Origin of the sequence: Bradyrhizobium sp. DOA9 (genome assembly GCF_000617845.2) — a bacterium.
Lineage (GTDB): Bacteria > Pseudomonadota > Alphaproteobacteria > Rhizobiales > Xanthobacteraceae > Bradyrhizobium.
Window position 1 is genome coordinate 4500870 of record NZ_DF820425.1, and the last position, 20178, is coordinate 4521047.

The following is a 20178-nucleotide window of genomic DNA, read 5'->3' on the forward strand; positions in this document are numbered from 1 at the left end:
ATGCTGAAGTGAAGACAGGTCACGGCCAGATGTTATGCGCAACGAAGCGGCGCGCGATCTTTTGTGTCCTATTGTTTTGGCGGTGCTCCGGCCAATGCTGAAAGGTGAAGCTTCTTCTTGCCCGCCCGGCAGTCAGCGAAGTCTGCCGTTCGTCCGCAGCGATCGCACGAAATCGATCACGGCCAGGCTCATCACGAAGACAACGATGATGATGAGCGGGATGGCCTTGATCCAGGCCAACAGGATTCCAAGAAACGTCAGCACGAGCGCGAGGCCGATGAGACCGGTGATCGCATTGGTCATGGCACTTTTCCTTTCTCCGCAGCGGGAGCCGATTTCGCCCCGGCGCTCGGGATCTTGCGCCGAGCGCCACGACCGGTGCGTCCGAGGGTCCTGACGAGCCAGTGCGCCGTACGCAAGAGGCGGGCATCGTTGCCGCGGCGGCCGACGAGCTGGACGCCCAGCGGCAGGCCGGTTTCGGAGCTCATCAACGGCAGGCTGATGGCGGGCACGCCGAGATAGGTCCAGAGCGAGCAGAAAATCGGGTTGCCGGTCGTCTCGATTCCGGGCGCCGCGCCCGGCGCCGCGGGCGTCAGGATGGCGTCGTATTCGTCAAAGATATGGTCCAGGGCCTGGTTGAGCGGCGCGATCCCGGACAGGGCGTTGCAATAGTCCACTGCAAGATGCGTGCGGCCGCGCTCGATCGCCTGGCACAGCCGTGTGCTCAGCCTGTCGGCGCCTCGCTGGTAGTCGCGCCGCAGATTGTGCGCCATGTCGACTTCCATGACGATGCGGTGCATATCGACGGCCTTGGCGAAGCTGGGTCCAAGCTCGACGTCGCTCGACGCGTCACCCAGGACCTCGACGAGCTCGGCAAAGGCATCCCGCGTCACCGGCTCGGCCTGATCCCAGACCGGAGAGCGCACGAAGGCAAATCGCGGCGGTAACGGTGGCTCGCTCGCCGCTACCGCGGTGAAGGGCGGACACGCGACGGGCCGGGTGTCCGGATCCTCCGGGTCGAAGCCGGCCAGGACCTCCGCCAGCAGGGCCACGTCCTCGACGCTGCGCCCGAACACGCCGACATGATCGAGCGTACGCGACAATTCGAGCGCGCCGCTGCGCGAAATGAGGCCATGCGTGGGCTTGAAGCCGACCACGCCGCAGAAGGCGGCAGGACGGATCACCGAGCCGTTGGTCTGCGAGCCGATGGCACCCGGCACCATGAGCGCCGCGACGGCCGCGGCGGAGCCCGAGGACGATCCGCCGGGCGTGTGATTTGGGTTGTGCGGATTTCGGGTCTTGCCCGGATTGTAGTACGCGTACTCGGTGGTCACCGTCTTGCCGAGGATCACGGCGCCAGCCATCCGCAGGCGCGCCACGGCCGCCGCATCGCGGCGCGGCGTGCGTCCGGCCCACAGCGTTGATCCGAATTCCGTCGGCATGTCGCCGGTGTCGAAAATGTCCTTGATGCCCAGGGGCACGCCATGCAGCGGGCCGACAGCCTTGCCCTGCTTGCGATGATCGTCGGCCGCCTCGGCCTGCCGCATCGCGTGGTCGCGATCGAGAAACGCCCAAGCCTGGATATCGCCATCGACCTCATCAATGCGCCTGAGGCAGTCGCCGACAAGCTCCACCGAGCTGAGGCGGCCGTCGCGGATGCCGGCCACAGCTTCCGTAAGGCCGAGCGCGTTGAGACTCATGCGCTGTCCTTCTGCGGTTGATCGGGTCCGCTCATCGCGATCCATAGAGATAAGCGGGCAGCCACAATGCGATTGCCGGGAAGACGTAGACCAGCCCCATGGTGAGGAAGACCAGGCCGACAAAGGGGAGGGCGCCGGAGAAGATGTCGGTCAGCTTCACCTGAGGCGGTGCCACGCCCTTCAGATAGAAGGCGGCCATGGCGACCGGCGGCGTATTGAACGCCGTCTGCGTGTTCAGGGCCACCAGGATGCCGAAGAAGATCGGATCGATGCCGTACTGGGGCAGCAGCGGCAGGAAGATCGGCACGAAGATGATGATGATCTCGGTCCATTCCAGCGGCCAGCCGAGCAGGAAGATGATCAGCTGGGTCAGCAGCAGGAACTGGATCGGCGAAAGGTTCATCGAGGTGAAGAACTGCTCGACCACCGTCTGTCCGCCGAGGACGGCAAATACCGCCGAAAACGTCCAGGAGCCGATGAAGAGATAGCAGACCATCGCGGTGGCGCGGACGGTCAGATACACGGATTCGCGTATCATCTCGTAGTTCAGCGACCGATAGGCAGCCGCCAGAACGATGCTCATGAGGGCTCCCACCGCGGCCGCCTCGGATGGCGTCGCCAAGCCGAACAGGATCGCGCCGAGCACCGAAACGATCAGCAACGCCAGCGGCAGGAACGACGTGGCGAGCGCCCAGAGGACCGTGGAGGTCGGCACGTCGGTCTGCTCGCGCGGCAGCTTCGGCGCGAGCGCCGGATTGATGATCGCGCGTGTCATCGCATAGAGGACGTAAAAGCCGGCGAGCAGGAACCCCGGAAAGAACGCCGCCGCATAAAGCTTGACCGCCGAGACGCCGGCGGTCGCCGCATAGACGATCAGGAGAATGCTCGGCGGAATCAGGATGCCGAGGCAGCCACCGGCGCAGACGACGCCCGCCGACAGCTTGGTGTCGTAGCCGGCTCGCAGCATCGCGGGCAATGCCAGCAGCCCCATCAGCGTGACGACGGCACCGACGATGCCGGTGGCGGTCGCGAACATGGCGCAGGTGATCAGCGTGGCCACCGCAAGCGCGCCCGGCACGTTCTTCATCGACAATTGCAGCGAGTAGAACAGGCGGTCGAGAATGTTTGCGCGCTCGACCAGATAGCCCATGAACAGGAAGAGCGGAACCGCGACCAGCACGTCGCTGGATGTGACCTCGAACGTCTTCTGCACCAGAAGCGTGAAGATGCGGTTCTGGAAGAAGTCCTGACCGGGGGTGTAGTAGGCATAGTAGCCGAACGAGACGCCCATCGCCATCAGCGTGAAGGCGATCGGGAAGCCCAGCATGATGATGAAGATGAACAGGCCGAGCATCAGCATGCCGAGTTGAGGATCGGTCATGCGCCTGGTCCCTTCTCGCTCTGCGGCTCGGCCGCGTGCTGCTGATGTTCGCGGATGACGAGGCTCTCGGTCTCCTCCACGTCGTGCAGGCGTTGCGGCCATCGGCCGGTGCGGATGCACAACACACAGCGGATGATTTCGGCGACCCCTTGCAGGAACAGAAGGAAGCCGGTGAGCGGGATCAGCGCCTTCAGCGGAAACACCGGCACGCCGGCCGGACTGAAGATGCTGACTTCGCGGAACCGCACCGACATCTGGGCGTAGTTCCAGCCCGAATACATCAGCGCCGCGATCGCCGGCAGGAAGAACAGGATGTACAGGACGAGGTCCATCGTTGCCTGGGTGCGCGGCGACCAGAGGCGGTAGACCACGTCGGCGCGGACATGGCCGTTGCGCGACAGCGTATATGCGCCGGCCATCAGGAACATCGCGCCATAGGTGATGTAGCTGATGTCGAAAGCCCAGGTGGTCGGCGCACGCAGCACGTAGCGCACGAACACCTCGTAACTGACACCGAGCGTCAGGACGAGGATCAGCCAGGCGAACGCCTTGCCGACCCAGGTGCTGAGCTCGTCGATGAAGAACAGAAATTTCGTCATGCGAGCCGAGCTCGCTGCGCGCGGTGCATCCGGACGTCCCCCTCCAAATTCGTGGGCGGCGCTTCGTTTGCGCCGCCCGTCCCTACGGCCTCCCGCGAAGCGCCGCGACAGCACTCAGGCCTTGAGCACGCCCGGGAAGTGATGCTCGAACGCGCCGCGGTAGTCCGTCGCGTTGTTCATGTTGTAGTAGACCACGCGGCGCACCCATTCCTTCTGCGAGTCCATGACCTTCTTCATGAACGGATCCGAGCCGAGCTGGGCGATCAGGCCGTCCCACGCCTTGATCTGTGCGTCGAACACCGACTTCGGTGTGCGCTGGACGTTGACCTTGTCCTTGTTGATCAGCTCCTGCAGATCCTTCGAATAATAATCCATGGCCTTCCATTCGTTGGCGGAGGACACGGCCTCGGCGGCGTATTGCAGGATCGCCTGCTGCTCCTTCGGCAGCGCGTTGAATTTCGTCCGGTTGAACATGATCTCGAAATATTCCGTCGCCTGATGATGGCTGCCCATCATGTAGTTCTTGGCAACGTCCTGCGCGCCGAAGCGCCGGTCCGAGGTCGGATTGTTGAATTCGAATCCGTCGATCACGCCGCGTTCCATCGCGGGCACGATCTCGCCACCGGGCAGCTGCGCGACGGATGCGCCCATCGCCTGGAAGAGGTCGGCGGCCAGGCCCACCGTGCGATACTTCAAGCCCTTGAGATCGGCGTCGCTGGTGATCGGCTTCTTGAACCAGCCGAGCGGCTGCGTCGGCATCGGCATGGCGAAGAAGCTCTTGATGTTGACGTTCATGATCTTGGTCTGGAGCTCCTCGAACAGCTCCTTGCCGCCGCCGTTGTGGATCCAGCCGAGGCCTTCGTTGGCATTGAAGCCGAACACCGGGCCGGTGCCGAACAGCGAGGCGGCCTTGTGCTTGCCGTACCAGTAGACGGTAACGGTGTGTGCAGCGTCGATCTGGCCGCCATGAACGCCGTCGAAGACCTGGAACGGGTGCACGACCGAGCCGCCGACGAGATAGTCGATGCGCAGCCGGCCTCCGGCCATATCGTTGACGCGCTTCACATAATCTTCGGCCATCTCGTTGAAGACATCGGCCTTGCCCCAGGAGCCCTGCATCTTCAGGGCCACCGTTTGCGCCCGACTGACTTGCGGCATGGCGATGGTGGCGGCGCCAGCCGCGCCGGCCGTCAGCAGGAATTTGCGACGCGTGGTTCTGGTCTTTTCAGACTTTGAGTTCATGGACGTCCTCCCTGGCGGCCTGGTTATTCGAACGCGCTTCAGTGCGCTTCTCGTTGTTAACCGCTGGAGGTATGCCGCATTCCAGCGACTTTGATCACAGTTTGGACGCATTGCCGGCATCCGACAAGCCCCGGTGTCGCATTATTGGTCTTAGACGTTCGACTCCAAGCAGTCCGATGTCGCGCGCCTGTCGCAGCGCAGCAAAGATGCAGCCGGACTTGTGCCGGCGGTGCATCGCTCAGCTTGTCCGACGCATCCTGTTCGGCGGCCTCGAGGTATGCGGGCTTCTGTCGCGCGGAAAGTCGAACCAAATGTCGGCGCCGACGTCTTGGTAGCCGTCGGGCTCGCTACGCCGCCCAAGGCAATAGCCGAAAGTTTCGACGTGCGGTGCCGGACCTCCTTCGTGGTGTTGAAACCCGATCGAGAGATTGTAAGATGTATCAGTCTGAAGCTGCGCGCTCTGGTTTAATCCATGCGAATAGTCGAGCCTGCGAGCAAGCACTCCGTCTTCGTTGCCCATTGCAACGAGGATCGTCATGAGGCCGAGCAGTACCAGAGCCTGTTTGTGGCTTCCGGTTTCTCGGTCACGTCCGGCAACGAGGACAGCAAGAGCGAGATCGAGAACGCGCATTTCTTTGTTCTCTTTGTCAGCGACAAGTCGCTCGCGTCTGATCGTATCCAGCGACAGATAGGTCTCGCGTGCGCCCGCCAGCGGGGGACTGAGGGATATCGGCCGATTGTGATCCAAGTTTTTGCCAGAGAGGCGCACTGGCGAAGGCTTGGAACAGCACCGGCTTTTCCTGTTCGAGACTTCGACTCGGGGGAGCTGTCGGATCTTCTTGCGCTCGATCCCGCCTTTGACGAACTGGTTTACCCGGCGGCGCGCAGTGCTTTGATTGCGTTCATGCGGCCGACGCTATTGGTCACGCGCTGCGACATCTGGAATGCAGAAACCCTCAATGAAACCGAAGTCTTCAAGCTGTACGCCGAATTCTTTCCGCCAAAAGAGCGTGACGATCCAGAGGATATCGCACAGTGGGTTTTGAGCACCGACGTCGGAACGGTGAGATCCTTTGACCTTTCAGGCGGCGGCGAAATATCCTATCAGCTCGACTCTCGCTATTTCGTCTTGAATGTTGCCAGAAGGGCGATCGGCCTCGGCTTTGTCACCCATGACTATCGGGCCAGATTGACCTACGTGAATTATGTCGGATTGCAGCGATGTTGGCGGGAGGGCCAACTCGCAAGGACTCTGTTTCAGGAAATCGTCGCGGTGCTCGCGGATCTCTTCCGGGATGGCGAGGCACTGATCCTGGAGGTCGAGCCGTTCGACATCGATGCCGTGAACGCAACGATAGAACGACTGAAGACCAACCCCGAGGCGGTCTCGCAGGCAGAATTGGATGAAATCCGAAAAATCTTGCGAATAGGCTTTTATCAGAAGCTGGATTTCTTTCTCTTCGTCGATGCTGCCACCGGCAGGCCGCTGCCGTGTCGTTCGCCATGTGTCGATCCATCCAATGATCCCGAAAGCTGGGCCTGCGAGGAAGCGGATTACTGGATCATGTGGCGCGCCAGGTCGGGGGATGCGCCGTGCTCATCAGGCGTCGCCGCCGATTGGCGTCGCGCCATTCACTGTATCTATGTCGAGATTCTCCTGAAGTCGGTGGTGGAACGTGGCGCGTTTCCGGCGCGCGAGCACTACTGGGAGTATGGAAATCGGATTGTCGAACGCACAATCGCTCGCACCCAGGGCACGACGATTGAACTGCGCCAGTTTCCGGATCGAAGCTGGTACGATCGGTGGCGAGCTCTGGATATCGACCTGCCGATATAGGGCCGACGATGTCTGCTTTCGGCTAGAGTTGCCTGCCGGACCGCGGGACTGCTCGGTCATCCGCCAGCGCAGCTCCGAATCATCAACGCGGTGCGTCAGCCGACGTCGAGCCGGAGCTCCGTCCACAATGGACCCTTGTCTTCGAAATCTTTTCCATAAGAGAGCTTGAAAACCGAGTCCTTGAATTTGATCTGCTCTTTGGTCGGGTCACCGTCCCCGCGGATGATCCTGCCGTTCGTGCGCTGGTCGAGCCGCTGATAGAGCTTGTCATAGGGCATGGCCCAACCCTTGGGCGATTTCGTCGTCTTCTGTTCCCGAGCTGTCGCCTCCACCACGGGAATCATCGCCACCAGGCTGGAATTCGTCATCAGCTCGAGGCCTCGCTCCCGCAGCGTGGCATTGTGGCTTGCGTGGTGTCCGACCTTGTAGAAGATGGCACGTGCCAGAATGTCCTCGATCCTCAGAACCGGTCCGCCCCGCTTGTCGTCGGCAGGATAATTCTGGCGGTTCCACGACAGCCAATTGCCGACCTGCGCGTCGCCGGGAAACAGCAGGACGCTCTTGTCGGCGAGCTCCAGCGCGAGCGCCAGCGACGTGTTGTTGACGTCGCCGTCGATCTTGAGCGCGAGAGTTTCTGCACTTCCAAGCCATTCGTGATCGATGGAGCGATCGAAGCTCTGCTTCCGTTCATAGCGCGCGATGATCTCGTCGCGGTCCATTGCTGCCGCGGCTTCGACCGCCTCGTTCCGGTCGCTCTCCCTGTCACCGGGCTTCTTGTTGTCGCGATTGTACGGACGCTGATGCATGCGCGTGAAGGGCTGCTCCTTCCCATCGCCCTCTGCACCGCCTTTGCCGTGAATCGCGGCGAGACCGACGACGTTTTCCACGTCTTCGTTACGTGCGAGATAGACTTCGCTGTTTCCCTTGGATGGGTCGAGTTTTCGGAGCAACTCGTCGTCGCGTGGCGGACCAAGCACGTAGGCCCGGAACATATCGTCGAGCCCCCAGCGGACCACGTCGCCCGGCTTGAGGAACGACACGTTGCCGGTGCCGGCGCGCTTCCTCAGCCAAGCCAACACGGCCTCGCAGCTCGCGTTGCCGGAGAGGTTTCCATCGTCCGCCGGCTTGGCAAGGCCGAGAGCATCGTCTCGAAGGCTGTCTAGTCCGCCGTAGAACTGGAGCAGATCGCTGACCGTCCGCATCGAGTCGCCGCCCGCAGCGAGCGCCGGATTGAGCGCCAGCCTCACCAGCGCCGCGAGAGCCTTCTTCGTCTTGTTGCGATAGTTGTTCGCGAGCTTGTCGGTCCGGTCTTCGGTCCACGCCAGCCAGACCTTCCCGATGGTGAAATGCTCGAATTGCTCCCGTGCCAGGATGAAGCCCGAAAGGTGATCGTAGTGCTCGTGCGTTGCAACCACCAGGTCGACGTGCCCCTCACACTCGTCGATGAAGTTCGCCACGTTGGCAACAATTCGCTTCTTGCCAAGAGCTGTGGAAGGCTTCGCCGCCTCCGAGCCGATACACTGCAGAACCCCGCAGTCGATCAGCATCTTGAAGGCACGGCTGCCGACGGTGTGCCTGACCAGGAAGAAATCGCCGAGCAATCCGCGGTACATCCGGATCGATACGGTGCTCGCACCGTCGGCCGGCGGAGCGGCAGCCGCGGCCGGGGTGTCCGTCGCCTCGGCCGTGGATCTCGTGTCTGGAGCAGGGCGCCTTCCTTTGCTTGGTGCAGAGGCGGACCTCGGCGCCTTCTTGCTCTGCTTTGCGGCCTTCTTTTTGACAGTCTTTGCCTTCGCCGCCACGTTCGCCCCCTAATGACCGCGATGGATCATGGCAAACGGCTCGCGTTCGCCGCTCTCCGGTTGATAGGTAAAGCCAAAGCCCTCGGGGTTCGACAGCAGCTTTCGCTGCTCGTCCAGACGCTCGTCGTCGTCGACGCACTTGCGTATCGCGTAGCGCAGCTTGCTGTCCCTGAGATCGATGATCAATGTCGCGCCACCACGAAAGATGAAGTCGTGCTCCTTCGCGGGCGGCCCCTTGCCGACATCCGCCTTGTCCTGCTCGCCGGGATCGAAATAAGCGCGTCGCCGCTGCGTCACCTCGATCACGAGCTGCCGCAGGTCCTGCCCGTCAGGTCCGGCCCGTCGTGTCGTACGCACACTGTGCACCTCGACGCTTGGGTAGCCGTCACTCGAGAAGATGCTGCGGGGCGTTTTCTCCCGGAACATGAAGTAAAGGCCGAGCGCCCGCTCCCAGTCGAGATCGACGGAGACGTTGTCGGGGTCTGGCGTGCTGAGCCATTCCCAGACTCTCGCGCGATTGCTTTCCGAACTCTCGAGAATCTTCGCGCGCGTGTAGTGCGCCTCGAGATCGAGGTCGATGTCGTCGAGGTCGTCTATTTCCAAGGGGTTCTTTCCGAACATCTGCTCGGGGCTTTCCCAAAGCAGGTTATCGGGCGACATCGACAGGCAGTCCTCGACGAGAATGCCGCGCGCGCGGAAGGCTTCTGCGAACGCAATTCGATAATTGTGAGGATCGTCGGGCACGAGATCGTTGTCGGCGGTGATGATCGCGCGCAGGAATTCTCCGAACCGGACGTCGACGGGTGGCAGATAGTCCAACGCCCGGATGCACATCCGCAGAACGTGGTCGGCCGATTTCACCGCTTCTCTCGTCAGCCGGGCGACGAGGTCGGTATTGAGCCGCTTGCCGTCCCCGCGGGTCACGTTTCCGATCCGCAGCAGGTCGTCCGTGCGCGCCTTGTAGATCGTCAGGAAGGCGTCGAATACCGCCGCAACGAGAATGGCGCCCCGGTCGTGACACTCGGTGGTCACGGCGAGCAGTTCCGGCTCGGGCTTATGGCCCACATATTGGCGCAGCGACTCTCGGCCGACCGTGCCGCGAGCGAATTGCTCCGCAAGCCCGCTGAGGAGGCTGGCTTCGTCGAGGGATCCTCCCTTTTGCTGGATATGGGCTGATACTGCCTCGGACAGGGTGAAGTGCGACATCAGCGCGACGATATCTGCGAAAGCTTCGTGGAATGCGAGGCTGTCGACACTCGTGGCCTCCGCATACCGCCTGTGCAGCCCGTCAAGCACCGCATGTGTAGTCTCATGGGCGACGATGTCGTGCGACAATGCGGTGAAAATCCAGCTCGCGCCAGCCGAGGCGTTGGTGCTGCGGAAATATCCGAACAGAAGGGCCCGTTTCTCCATGCTGTAATAGGCGTTGGCCTCGCGCAACGCATGGGGGTATATGCGCAGCTTGTCGACCGGCTCGTACTCGCGGCGCTGCCGATTCCAATGGGGCGCCCAGATCACCTTGCGCCCGAGCGCGCGCTCGAAGATGCGGATGATCTTCATCGCCACCGCAAAGACCATTTGCTGGTGGAATTGTGGATTTCCTTCAGATGGCGTGAGCCCATCCTGCGCGAGCAGGTATGAATTGTTGAGGTCCACCGGATCGTAGAACTGGCCGCTCGCCGGGTCGACGTCAATGACCTCGACGTATTCGTTGACGGGACCGGGCTGGAGCTTGTCTTCCCAGGCTTGCTCCCACGGCAAGGAGATCGTCGCGTACGCATAATCGACGGAGCCAAGCCTGCTGGCCGTCTGCGGATCGAAAGCGTAGACCCGAAGCCTGCGGGCCGGGGGGGCCGGATATCGGGAGGTCATGAATGGGACCTGCGGCAACAATGCAAAATGAAGACCGGCAATCAATGTGATTACCTTAGGATGTATGTGGCCGTTTGGCAACCGTGATGATGAAGGGCAGGGAGCGGCGACGCCTCCAGAGAACCGGTCGCCGGTCTCCTCGAGATTTCGGTGAAGGCGGCTTATCGCTTTCTCGCAGCCGCTTTCACGCGCCATGCGGGCGAAGAGACCAACAATGGGACTCGCATGGCTCTCACAGGCCGGGCGTCACCCCGAAGCGGCCGAGGCCAGGAAGCTTGAGCGCCGGGCGTCGGACGTCGAGCCCGAGCACGGCGCCGAAGAAATTGATCTCCAGGCCTTCGACCCAGCCGACGGAGAAGCCGACATATCCGGCGAGCGAAGCATAGATGCCGGTCCCGGAGGCCGTCAGGCCGACCCACTTGCCCGTATACGGGAAGTCCTTGCCGATCGCGGTCGGCGGCAGCACGGCCCGAAGCTCGGGGACGGCGTCGAGCGCGGCCTGCACGAAGGTGTTCGAGTTGGGGCCGGGCCAGACGCTGTAATCTCCATAGGACCGAAACCTGTAGTTTTCGATCACGTATCGGATCTTCGGGATCAGCGCCTCGGCGCGCTCGCCGTTGACGGCGACGATGGTCTCCGGCGCAGCGCCGAACCACCGTCCGTCCGGAGCAAAGCCGTTGGTGCGGACCGGCTCGCCCCACGCCGTGTAGTCGTAGCGGGTGTAGGTCGGCGCATCCTTCTCCTTGACGACGATCCATGTGTGGACCGCGAAAATGCTGCGCCATCGCACCGTTCTCGCCCCGAACACCCGTATCACGGCTTCGGGATGATCGGCGGCGGCAGGTAGAAGGCCTGCGCTCGACCGATCGGCGGTTTGCCAGTTCTGGCGGCCATCGCCCAGCCAGAAATATCTCACCGCCGACATGGCCAGCGGTGCGAAGACAAGGAACAGAAAGATCAGCAAGGGCTTCTTCAAGGGCGTGATGCGGCGGACGTTTGACAAACCATATAGTCCGCATGAATGCCGCCGCCAGAGCCCAAGGCGCCGAGCCTCCGAGGTCGAGGCCCCGAAGCTGAGCGGTGACGAGCGAATGGGCTGGATCCCGGCCTGTCCCGGGCTTCCCCTCGCGCCCCGCATGCCCTATGACGCTGCAACGCAAAAAATCCCCCAAAAGTCCTCATGATCCGCCTCGACAACGTCAGCAAGCAAGCCGGCCACCAGATCCTGTTCATCGAAGCCTCCGCGGCCCTCAACAAGGGCGAGAAGATCGGCCTCGTGGGGCCGAACGGCGCCGGCAAGACCACATTGTTCCGGATGATCGCCGGCGAGGAACTGCCCGACGAGGGGCAGGTCTCGACCGATCGCGGCATTACCATCGGTTACTTCAACCAGGACGTCGGCGAAATGTCCGGCCACAGCGCGGTGGCCGAGGTCATGAATGGCGCGGGGCCCGTCAGCGAGGTCGCGGCCGAGCTGCGCGAGCTCGAGGCCGCAATGGCCGATCCTGAAAGGGCCGACCAGATGGACGAGATCATCGCGCGCTACGGCGAGGTGCAGCACCGGTTCGAGGAGCTCGACGGCTACGCGCTCGACGGCCGGGCGCGCGAGGCGCTCTCCGGGCTCGGCTTCAGCCAGGAGATGATGGACGGGGACGTCGGAAAACTCTCCGGCGGCTGGAAGATGCGCGTGGCGCTGGCGCGCATTCTCCTGATGCGTCCCGATGTCATGCTGCTCGACGAGCCGAGCAACCATCTCGACCTCGAAAGCCTGATCTGGCTGGAGAAATTCCTGCACGATTACGAAGGCACGCTCTTGATGACCTCGCACGACCGGGAGTTCATCAACCGCGTGATCTCCAAGGTGATCGAGATCGATAGCGGCTCGCTCACTACCTACACCGGCGATTACGAGTTCTACGAGCAGCAGCGCGCGCAGAACGAGAAGCAGCAGCAGGCGCAGTTCGAGCGCCAGCAGGCCATGCTGGCCAAGGAGATCAAGTTCATCGAGCGCTTCAAGGCGCGCGCCTCGCACGCCGCCCAGGTGCAGAGCCGGGTCAAGAAGCTCGACAAGATCGAGCGGGTCGAGCCGCCGCGCCGCCGCCAGAGCGTCGCCTTCGATTTCCCGCCGGCGCCGCGCTCGGGCGAGGACGTCGTGGCGCTCAAGAACGTGCACAAGGGCTATGGCTCAAAGCGCATCTATGACGGGCTCGACTTCATGATCCGCCGCAGGGAGCGCTGGTGCGTGATGGGCGTGAACGGCGCCGGCAAGTCGACGCTGCTCAAGCTGGTCGCCGGCGCGAGCGAGCCGGACGAGGGCACGGTGGCGCTCGGCGGCAGCGTCAAGATGGGCTATTTCGCCCAGCACGCGATGGATTTGCTCGACGGCGAGCGCACCGTGTTCCAATCGCTGGAGGACGCGTTTCCGACCGCGGGGCAGGGCTCCTTGCGCGCGCTCGCCGGCTGCTTCGGCTTCTCCGGCGACGACGTCGAGAAGCGCTGCCGGGTGCTCTCGGGCGGCGAGAAGGCGCGCCTGGTGATGGCGAAAATGCTGTTCGATCCGCCGAACTTCCTGGTGCTGGACGAGCCGACCAACCATCTCGATCTCGCCACCAAGGAGATGCTGATCACCGCGCTGTCGGATTTCGAGGGCACCATGCTGTTCGTCTCGCACGACCGGCACTTCCTGGCGACGCTGTCGAACCGGGTGCTGGAGCTGACACCGGAAGGCATTCATCAGTTCGGCGGCGGCTACACGGAATATGTCGCGCGCACCGGGCAGGAGGCGCCGGGGTTGCGGAGCTAGTGAGAGCACCGCGGACCTTGCAAGGACGCGGCTCTCGTAGGGTGGGCAAAGGCGCAACTCGCGCCGTGCCCACCATCTTGTTCTGATCTGCGGCAGATCGTGGGCACGCTTCGCTTTGCCCACCCTACGAAATCGACCGCGCAGCCGGCATTTCGCGTGATCGCTTACCGTAACATCTCGCGCAGCACCTCGTCATGGACGCCGTGCTGCCTGTGATGACCGCTGCTTCAAGCAGGAATAGCCGACGCCTCTAATAGGCGAAGAACATCCGCTGAATGTCCTTGGTGTCGGTCGTCTTGGTCAACGCCAGCATCAGCAAAATGCGCGCCTTCTGGGGATTGAGCGTGTCCGAGACGACGAAGTCGTGCTCATCGTCCTTGGCTTCGCCATTGCGCGCGACGATGCCGTTGCCGACACGGCTGCTGCGAAGGATCACCACGCCCTTCTTGCGGGCATCGTCGAGCGCCGGCTCGACCGCCGGGCGGGCCAGGCTGCCGTCACCCACGCCGGCGTGCACGATCCCCTTGGCGCCCGCGGCGACAAAAGCGTCGATCGCGACCCGGTTCATGTTGGCGTAGCCGTAGACGATGTCGACCTGCGGCAGCACATCGAGGTTGGACACGTCGAATTCGGAATCCGCGGTGTGCCGGCGGGTCGATTGTCGATAGAAATACGGCTTGTTGCCCTGCATGTAGCCGAGAAAGCCGAGCTCGGGCGTGCGAAAGGTGTCTGCCGTGGACGTATTGTTCTTGGTGACGTCGCGCGCGGCGTTGATCTGATCGTTGAGGGCAACGAGCACGCCCTTGCCGACGGCCTCTTCACTGCCTGCGAGGATCACCGCATTGAACAGGTTGATCGGACCGTCCGCGCTGATCGCGGTCGATGGCCGCATCGCACCGACGACGACCACAGGCTTCTTGCTCTTGACGACCAGATTCAGGAAATAGCTGGTTTCCTCGATCGTATCGGTCCCATGCGTGATCACGATCCCGTCCACGTCGTCCTGCGCGAGGAGCGTATTGACGCGCTTGGCGAGCTTCAGCCAGTAATCATTGTTCATATTCTCGCTGGCGATCTGGAAGACCTGCTCGCCCTTGACGTTGGCCACCGTTTTCAACTCGGGGACGGCGTTCAGGAGGGTCTCGATGCCTACCGTGGCTGCGGTATAGCCGACGACGGTGGTGCTGCTCGCCCCGCTGCCGGCGATCGTGCCGCCGGTTGCGAGAACCATGACGTTGGGCAGGCCGGGGCCTCTTGCGTTGGCCACGTCAATCGTCATGAGCAGCGCAAAGAGCACGCTAACTATCGCCATCATGTGATCACGCACGCGGAACTGCAACATCTCGCCCATCCTTTGCTGGAAGCCTCGTTGATGCGCCCCGGTTCGCTCAGCGCTGCATCATCCGTCAGCCGCGGCGTTCTGTCCAGGGTCGCGGCGCGTTTGCTTTACGCGTTCGGCGCGTGTCGGAAACTCGCGGCGGGGAGGCACAAAAAGCAAATGGCCGGGACGTCTAAAGTGCGATGCGACTAGGATGAATCGACATCGCGCTTTAGCGTATTTTTTGAGCATGATCTTTTCGGAAAACCGCTTCGCACTTTTCCGGATCATGCGCTAGCGCTCGACGCGCTTCCGGCCACGACGCATTTCGTTTGTGATGGCTTGCTGAAGAAGCCGGGAACGGACCGTGCGCTTACGCGCTGGTCTCGCACTTCTTCATGAAGCTGTTCTTGGCGGCGCCGGCGAGCGGCTTGCCGTCGGCGCTGACGGCCTTGGGCGTGCAGGCATCCGCCTTGCACTTCTTCAGGAACGAGGTCTTGGCAGCGCCGGCCAGCGGCTTGCCGTCCTTGCCGACCGCCTTGCTCTCGCAAGTTTCTTGCGCGAAGGCCGAGCCCGCCGCAAAGGTGGCAACGATCGCCGCCACGAAAATCCGTTTCATCATGGGTGTCTCCCTAACAAAAAATGGCGGGGCGGATTGGAGCCGGGAATCATGGCGCAATCAAGCAGGATGAGCACCGGCCGCCCGGTCGCCCCGCCGATTTTTTCGCGCGCGATCCTCTCTGTTGCACCGCTCGCTGACCCGGCTGCGCGATCCTGATAGCCTCGCACGGCCGAAACCGAGGGAGTATCGTGATGGATGCCGCGATCGCGAAAGACCAGGAAACCGCCGACGGGCACTCGCACCTGGTTCGACCCCAAGACATGGAATGGCAGACAACGCGCTTTCCGGGCTGCGAGGCCAAGACGCTGCTGTTCGATCGCCGGTCGGGGCTGATGACCGCCTTGATGCGCTTTGCGCCGGGATCGGTGCTGCCCGATCACGAGCATGTCGGCATCGAGCAGAGCTGGGTCATCGAAGGCGCGCTCGTGGACAAGGAGGGCCCGGCCAAGGGCATTGCCTGCAAGGCCGGCGAATTCATCTGGCGCGAGGCAGGCAGCCGGCACGCCGCCTGGTGTCCAGACGGCGCGTTGATCCTGGCGATCTTCCAGGTGCCGAACAAGTTCTTCGAGGCCGACGGCCGCGTGGTCGATGCCGCCGGCCAGGACTGGGACGAGACCTGGGGGCATACCGCGGCGCAGCGCGCCTGACCGCCTTCACACGCCGCGCATGAGCAGCGCCTTGAAGTCGGCGCGCGCGCGCTGCGCCTCAGTGCGCGCCACCTCGGAGGCGTCGCCCATGCCGAAATAGCCGTGGATCAGGCCGGGGCCCTCATGATGCTTGACGCGGACGCCGGCCGCCTCCAGCGCCCGCGCATAGGCCGCGCCTTCGTCGCGCAGGGGATCGAACCAGGCGGTGGTCACGACCGCGGGTGCAACGCCCGCCAGCGATGCGGCCCGCAGCGGCGAGACGCGCCAATCGCTGGCGTGCGCGGGATCGGCGAGATAGTGGCCGCAGAACCATTCCATCGTCGCGCGCGTGAGGAAGTAGCCCTCGGCGTTCTCGCTGCGCGAGGGATAGCGCGCGTTCTCGCGCGCATCGGCATAAGCGCCGACGACGTCGGTGACGGGATAGACCAGGAGTTGCGCGGCGAGCTTGATGCCGGCCTCCCGGCAGGCGATCGCGCTCGTCGCTGCGAGATTGCCGCCGGCGCTGTCGCCGGCAACGCCGAAGCGCTTTGCGTCGCCGCCGAATTCCGCGACGCGGCCAAACACGTCGCTCACCGCGGCGAAGGCATCCTCGAAGGCGCCGGGAAAGCGCGTCTCGGGCGGCTGGCGATAGTCGACGGAGACGACGACCGCGCCGGTCTCGATCGCAAGGTTGCGCGCCTGCCGGTCGTGGGTTTCGAGATCGCCAGCAACCCAGCCGCCGCCATGGAAGAACACCACCGTCGGTGCCGGCGTGGCGCCGACCCGATAGACCCGTGCCGGAAGTGGACCGGCGCCGCCCTTCACCTGGATATCCTCGACGCGATCGACGGGCGGCGGCGGAATGGCGGCGCGCGAGGCAGCCAGTGCGCGCAAGGAATCGCGGGCGCTCTGTGGCGTCATGACCGTGGGATCGCGCATCGGCATGAGCGGAATGATCTGGGCGATGACGGGATCGAGCGGTGCGGCCATGGACTTTCCTCACAGGGTTCTTGGTCTTGCTTGGTCAATAGCATAGGTTTTGCGCGCCGCATCGGCAACCGGCAGTCCGTCGCAACGTCGACAGCGCCAAGCGCGCGCCCTCGTCGAGTGAACACCATGACCTGCGTTGCGACGGGCTAACCCCGACAGCTTTGCCGCGAACGCGGTTCGCTCGGACCGCGAGCACAACCATGAGTTCGTGCGTTACGTGGGTTTTGCCGATTGGCGCGAGCAAGAGGAGATTATTCTCTGGCGGAAATTTTTGGTGCGGCGTCGCGAGTGGCCTCTTGCAATCTCGAAGTTGCGGGAGGAACAATATGCGGACTAAGAGGTTTGTTGCTGGCGCGAGGGAATTGATATGCGGCGGCTGGCTAGCCTGGTACGGCGGTTCTTCGGGCCGCGACTGCGGCACACGATCGATGATGATCCAAGTCTTCCTTTCACACCCGAGGAGTTCGGCCGGCTGATTCGCAGCGGCCGGCACGAGGACATGAAGCTGCTGGCCGACGGGCTGGCCTGCCGCTCCATCCCGCGCCGCGCCAGCTATCGTGCGACGCACTAGGCCGCGCTCGATACGGGTCGCGGCGCTCACCGCGTGAGCGCGACCTGCTTGAACGAGCGGACCAGCGCCATCTCCAGCTTGCCTGTCATACCGCACAGAACGTCGTAGGCTTGCGCGCGTGGCATGGTCGGCTTGTAGTGCCGGTGCTCGATCAGCGCCGCGAAGATGTCCGAGATGGTGAGGATCCGCACGATGTCACCAATGCTCTCGCCGCAGAGCGCATCGGGATAGCCGCTCCCGTCGAGATACTCGTGATGGTGGCGGACGGCACCGAGGATCTCCGGCGAGATCCCTTGATGGTCCTTGAGAAACGCGTGGCCGGCGGCCGGATGCGTCTCGATCAGCGCGCGCTCGGCGGCATCGAGGCGGCCCGGCTTGTCGAGGATGGCGAGCGGAATCTGCGCCTTGCCGACGTCGTGGAACATGGCCGCCGAGTAGAGGCGTTCCAGGTCGGCCCTGCCGACGCCGAGGCTCAGTCCGAAGTCGATGGCAACGCCGGTGACGAGAAGGCAATGCTGATAGGTTCCTTCGTGGTGCCGCCGCACCGTCATGAGCCAGTCCGTCAGGCCGTGCCGGGTGATGCGATCGGCGATCTGGCGGCCGGCCTCCTTGGTACCGTCGACGTCGAGCGGTTGACGCAAGGTGACAGCCGTGAACATCGATGCGATCGCGGTCGCCGCGGTCTCGACGGCGTTGTCGGATTGCAGCGCATCGCCTGACGAAGCGGACGGCCGGACGGCCGGATCGGCCAGGGCCGCCAGCAGCTTGGTCCGGCCGACGGTGCCGGGAAGGACCAGCGTCGCCCCGAGCGCATAGGCCTGCGCAATGCAGACGTGGGAGGTGTGCTCGAGCAGGAAGATGCGCTTGCTGACCTTCGCCAGCTTGCCCGCCCGCTGCTTGATGGCCGCGATATTGTCGACGTCGCGCAGCTCCGCGCGAATGACGACGGCGGCCGGCGTCTGCGACAGCCTGGAATCGGCATCGAGCCGCTCGCCGGCAATGGTGAACCTCTCTTGCAGGATCGAGCATATGCCCGAGAGCTTGTCGGACGTGTCGGCCAGCACGTGCAGGAAGGGACGAGCCGTGGCCTTCGTTCGGATGCCGCCGTCACCATCGAGGAAGCCCGATCTGGTTCGCGCGTGTTGCACGGTCTGACCTGCATTGCGATTTGTTCGGATGTGAAAACTGCGGGTGGAATGTTCGAGTTTTATTTGCCCTGGAGCGCGTTCTGCGTGGGTGCTGGTGCGGCGGCAGATTTCTTCTTGCCGTCAACGGTAATGAAATGGACGCCGGCGGTCGTGCCGTCGATCCAGACCAGCTCGCAGCGCCGGTAGGCGAGGCCTGTCGACGACAGCAGCATGAAGAACTCCTTGGCCTGGAGCACGTCCAGCGTGCCCTCGACCTCGAGCTTCGCGCCCGTCTGCGATACGTCGAGCAGGACGCAGCTGCGCCGCCAGGTGCCGTCGGACCCCATGAGATTGACCGGCTGCCTGTGGTCCATCTTCACGCGAACGGCTTTGCGACCGTCGAACTTCATCGGCTAACCCCCGTCTTTCCCGCGCCGCGATGTCCCCCATCGCTCTCCCTGGCGTTTGCGGCAATTTCGCCCCAACGCACCGTCCACTGGCTGGTCGACAGCAGCAGCGTCTCGAAAATCTGCTGAGCGCGTTCGCGCCCGGCGAAGGAAAGCCTCCTGCCGCAGCGGTTGCTCAGGATGGCAAGCGTGGTCTGCCAGTTCAGCCGCGAGGCGCGGCAGGCCATGACGAGACCTTCGCAATCCTCGTCGGTCATGACATGCTCGACGATCTCGATGGGAACGCCTGAAAGCACCGACAGCGCGGTGACGAGGTTGGCGGTCTCGCCGCGGATGGCGAAGCGGTTCACCGCGGAATCGTTGAGCTTGCCGATGCGGTTGAGCGCGACGATTTCCGGCCGGGCGCTTGCATAGGAGGCGGCGCAGGGCAGCTTGGCGACGATCGGCGCGGCCGCTGCGGCTTGATGCGAGTCGATGGCCTTGGGCCCTGTGCCGGATTTCGGCCCTGGCGAGGGCGACAGCAACTCCCGCATGACCCGATCGGGCGTGTCCGGCCTCAGCGCCAGAGCCTTGGTCAGTTCGTCATCCGACAGGCACTTCTCGGTCAGAGCCACGTAAGCGGCATCGGAGAATCTTGCCTCCCTGTTGCCGACCAGTGCGAGACAGACGCTGCGGGCGCCACCCTCGATCAGCGTCTCGATCACCAATGGATCGATCGGCGCCCGGCCGGCGATCGCACATTGCTGTCGTTCGCCGCTCGCGGCTGCGATCGACGCGAGATCGGCCGTGGACAGTGCTTGCGATCGAAGCAAGACAGGGCAGGCGACTTCCGGATCGTGGTGCGAGGCGAGACGTCGCACGGTCTTCGGCGGAGCCGCTTCGAGCTCTGCGAGCGTCACGCTGACGTCGATCAGCGTGCTGGCCTCAACCCGCTCGATCAGCCGCAGCAGGACGCCGTCGGCCACGACGGCGAGCAATTCCTGAGATCGGTCGCGGCTGCTGGTGAGCAGTTGCAAGATGCCGGAGATGATGCGAGCGCACCGGTCCAGCGGACACGTTGCAGCCGCGTTCTCCAACTCGACCAGATTGTCAGCAGGCGAATTTGCCGTCATGGCAGGAGCCTGAAATGAAATGAAACATATTCCACGATCAAACGACGGACATTCCGCCGTAAAGGCGTTAATTTGAATCTTAAACGTCGACGGCTTTGGTATTCGCGCACCGCCTTGATCGCAGGAAACGTTATCGAAATTCGGCAAGACAGGAGGTCGCGGCTTGTTC

General features: G+C 63.4%; 18 protein-coding genes. 4 read left to right on the forward strand and 14 right to left on the reverse strand.

Annotated elements, in window-relative coordinates:
• Nucleotides 1-132: 132 nt before the first annotated feature.
• From BDOA9_RS38925 to BDOA9_RS20965, 5 genes are all read right to left on the reverse strand, one after another.
• Complete coding sequence (locus tag BDOA9_RS38925) at nt 133-303, reverse strand: hypothetical protein (protein ID WP_192859591.1); 171 nt, start codon at nt 301-303, stop codon at nt 133-135.
• The gene (locus BDOA9_RS20950; RefSeq protein ID WP_025035928.1) at nt 300-1700 is read right to left on the reverse strand and encodes an amidase; all 1401 of its coding nucleotides are present in this window, start codon (nt 1698-1700) and stop codon (nt 300-302) included. The genes BDOA9_RS38925 and BDOA9_RS20950 overlap by 4 nt, the downstream gene beginning before the upstream one ends.
• A gap of 31 nt (nt 1701-1731) precedes the next feature.
• Nucleotides 1732-3081 (reverse strand): TRAP transporter large permease, encoded by a 1350-nt coding sequence (locus BDOA9_RS20955; protein WP_025035929.1) that lies wholly within the window; start codon nt 3079-3081, stop codon nt 1732-1734.
• Nucleotides 3078-3680: a TRAP transporter small permease subunit gene (locus BDOA9_RS20960; RefSeq protein ID WP_025035930.1), complete on the reverse strand. Its 603-nt coding sequence runs from the start codon at nt 3678-3680 to the stop codon at nt 3078-3080. Before BDOA9_RS20960 ends, BDOA9_RS20955 begins: the two co-directional genes overlap by 4 nt.
• 114 nt (nt 3681-3794) lie before the next feature.
• Nucleotides 3795-4922: a TRAP transporter substrate-binding protein gene (locus BDOA9_RS20965; protein ID WP_025035931.1), complete on the reverse strand. Its 1128-nt coding sequence runs from the start codon at nt 4920-4922 to the stop codon at nt 3795-3797.
• A 472-nt stretch (nt 4923-5394) separates the two neighbouring features.
• Here BDOA9_RS20965 and BDOA9_RS20970 point away from each other — a divergent pair, with 472 nt between their 5' ends.
• Nucleotides 5395-6759: a toll/interleukin-1 receptor domain-containing protein gene (locus BDOA9_RS20970; RefSeq protein WP_025035932.1), complete on the forward strand. Its 1365-nt coding sequence runs from the start codon at nt 5395-5397 to the stop codon at nt 6757-6759.
• 95 nt (nt 6760-6854) lie between these two features.
• On the opposite strand, the gene BDOA9_RS20975 is transcribed toward BDOA9_RS20970, so the two are convergent.
• From BDOA9_RS20975 to BDOA9_RS20990, 3 genes are all read right to left on the reverse strand, one after another.
• Complete coding sequence (locus tag BDOA9_RS20975) at nt 6855-8372, reverse strand: hypothetical protein (RefSeq protein WP_025035933.1); 1518 nt, start codon at nt 8370-8372, stop codon at nt 6855-6857.
• A 198-nt stretch (nt 8373-8570) separates the two neighbouring features.
• A complete protein-coding gene (locus BDOA9_RS20985; protein ID WP_152033381.1) occupies nt 8571-10478 on the reverse strand; it encodes a hypothetical protein in 1908 nt (635 codons plus the stop codon).
• 187 nt (nt 10479-10665) lie between these two features.
• The gene (locus BDOA9_RS20990) at nt 10666-11397 is read right to left on the reverse strand and encodes a DUF3750 domain-containing protein (RefSeq protein WP_025035936.1); all 732 of its coding nucleotides are present in this window, start codon (nt 11395-11397) and stop codon (nt 10666-10668) included.
• Nucleotides 11398-11613: 216 nt separating this feature from the next.
• On the opposite strand from BDOA9_RS20990, the gene BDOA9_RS20995 reads away from it, so the two are divergent.
• The gene (locus BDOA9_RS20995; protein ID WP_025035937.1) at nt 11614-13236 is read left to right on the forward strand and encodes an ABC-F family ATP-binding cassette domain-containing protein; all 1623 of its coding nucleotides are present in this window, start codon (nt 11614-11616) and stop codon (nt 13234-13236) included.
• Nucleotides 13237-13486: 250 nt separating this feature from the next.
• Here BDOA9_RS20995 and BDOA9_RS21000 read toward each other — a convergent pair whose 3' ends face one another.
• Nucleotides 13487-14503 carry a type II asparaginase gene (locus BDOA9_RS21000; protein WP_275507671.1) on the reverse strand — a complete coding sequence of 339 codons (1017 nt, stop codon included), beginning with the start codon at nt 14501-14503 and terminating at the stop codon, nt 13487-13489.
• 424 nt (nt 14504-14927) lie between these two features.
• A complete protein-coding gene (locus BDOA9_RS21005; protein WP_042336293.1) occupies nt 14928-15176 on the reverse strand; it encodes a hypothetical protein in 249 nt (82 codons plus the stop codon).
• 191 nt (nt 15177-15367) lie between these two features.
• Here BDOA9_RS21005 and BDOA9_RS21010 point away from each other — a divergent pair, with 191 nt between their 5' ends.
• The gene (locus BDOA9_RS21010) at nt 15368-15823 is read left to right on the forward strand and encodes a cupin domain-containing protein (RefSeq protein WP_025035940.1); all 456 of its coding nucleotides are present in this window, start codon (nt 15368-15370) and stop codon (nt 15821-15823) included.
• 6 nt (nt 15824-15829) lie between these two features.
• Here BDOA9_RS21010 and BDOA9_RS21015 read toward each other — a convergent pair whose 3' ends face one another.
• Nucleotides 15830-16792, reverse strand: a complete 963-nt coding sequence (locus BDOA9_RS21015) for an alpha/beta hydrolase (RefSeq protein ID WP_025035941.1) — start codon at nt 16790-16792, stop codon at nt 15830-15832.
• Nucleotides 16793-17159: 367 nt separating this feature from the next.
• Between BDOA9_RS21015 and BDOA9_RS21025 the strand changes: the two genes are divergently transcribed.
• A complete protein-coding gene (locus BDOA9_RS21025; protein ID WP_025035943.1) occupies nt 17160-17363 on the forward strand; it encodes a hypothetical protein in 204 nt (67 codons plus the stop codon).
• A 26-nt stretch (nt 17364-17389) separates the two neighbouring features.
• Here BDOA9_RS21025 and BDOA9_RS21030 read toward each other — a convergent pair whose 3' ends face one another.
• Genes BDOA9_RS21030 through BDOA9_RS21040 form a run of 3 tightly spaced genes read right to left on the reverse strand, consistent with a single transcriptional unit; the run spans nt 17390 to nt 20009 of the window.
• Nucleotides 17390-18511, reverse strand: a complete 1122-nt coding sequence (locus BDOA9_RS21030) for an HD-GYP domain-containing protein (protein WP_025035944.1) — start codon at nt 18509-18511, stop codon at nt 17390-17392.
• A 59-nt stretch (nt 18512-18570) separates the two neighbouring features.
• Complete coding sequence (locus tag BDOA9_RS21035; protein ID WP_025035945.1) at nt 18571-18900, reverse strand: PilZ domain-containing protein; 330 nt, start codon at nt 18898-18900, stop codon at nt 18571-18573.
• Complete coding sequence (locus BDOA9_RS21040) at nt 18897-20009, reverse strand: DUF2336 domain-containing protein (RefSeq protein ID WP_025035946.1); 1113 nt, start codon at nt 20007-20009, stop codon at nt 18897-18899. Before BDOA9_RS21040 ends, BDOA9_RS21035 begins: the two co-directional genes overlap by 4 nt.
• Nucleotides 20010-20178: the final 169 nt, after the last annotated feature.

Excerpts from the sequence above, each read along its gene's own strand:
- BDOA9_RS20970 (WP_025035932.1), top strand. The coding sequence starts at position 5,395 with ATGCGAATAGTCGAGCCTGCGAGCAAGCACTCCGTCTTCGTTGCCCAT.
- BDOA9_RS21015 (WP_025035941.1), bottom strand. The coding sequence starts at position 16,792 with ATGGCCGCACCGCTCGATCCCGTCATCGCCCAGATCATTCCGCTCATG.
- BDOA9_RS21010 (WP_025035940.1), top strand. The coding sequence starts at position 15,368 with ATGGATGCCGCGATCGCGAAAGACCAGGAAACCGCCGACGGGCACTCG.
- BDOA9_RS21035 (WP_025035945.1), bottom strand. The coding sequence starts at position 18,900 with ATGAAGTTCGACGGTCGCAAAGCCGTTCGCGTGAAGATGGACCACAGG.
- BDOA9_RS21005 (WP_042336293.1), bottom strand. The coding sequence starts at position 15,176 with ATGATGAAACGGATTTTCGTGGCGGCGATCGTTGCCACCTTTGCGGCG.
- BDOA9_RS20975 (WP_025035933.1), bottom strand. The coding sequence starts at position 8,372 with ATGTACCGCGGATTGCTCGGCGATTTCTTCCTGGTCAGGCACACCGTC.
- BDOA9_RS20965 (WP_025035931.1), bottom strand. The coding sequence starts at position 4,922 with ATGAACTCAAAGTCTGAAAAGACCAGAACCACGCGTCGCAAATTCCTG.
- BDOA9_RS20995 (WP_025035937.1), top strand. The coding sequence starts at position 11,614 with ATGATCCGCCTCGACAACGTCAGCAAGCAAGCCGGCCACCAGATCCTG.
- BDOA9_RS21040 (WP_025035946.1), bottom strand. The coding sequence starts at position 20,009 with ATGACGGCAAATTCGCCTGCTGACAATCTGGTCGAGTTGGAGAACGCG.
- BDOA9_RS38925 (WP_192859591.1), bottom strand. The coding sequence starts at position 303 with ATGACCAATGCGATCACCGGTCTCATCGGCCTCGCGCTCGTGCTGACG.
- BDOA9_RS20960 (WP_025035930.1), bottom strand. The coding sequence starts at position 3,680 with ATGACGAAATTTCTGTTCTTCATCGACGAGCTCAGCACCTGGGTCGGC.
- BDOA9_RS21025 (WP_025035943.1), top strand. The coding sequence starts at position 17,160 with ATGCGGCGGCTGGCTAGCCTGGTACGGCGGTTCTTCGGGCCGCGACTG.
- BDOA9_RS20950 (WP_025035928.1), bottom strand. The coding sequence starts at position 1,700 with ATGAGTCTCAACGCGCTCGGCCTTACGGAAGCTGTGGCCGGCATCCGC.
- BDOA9_RS20955 (WP_025035929.1), bottom strand. The coding sequence starts at position 3,081 with ATGACCGATCCTCAACTCGGCATGCTGATGCTCGGCCTGTTCATCTTC.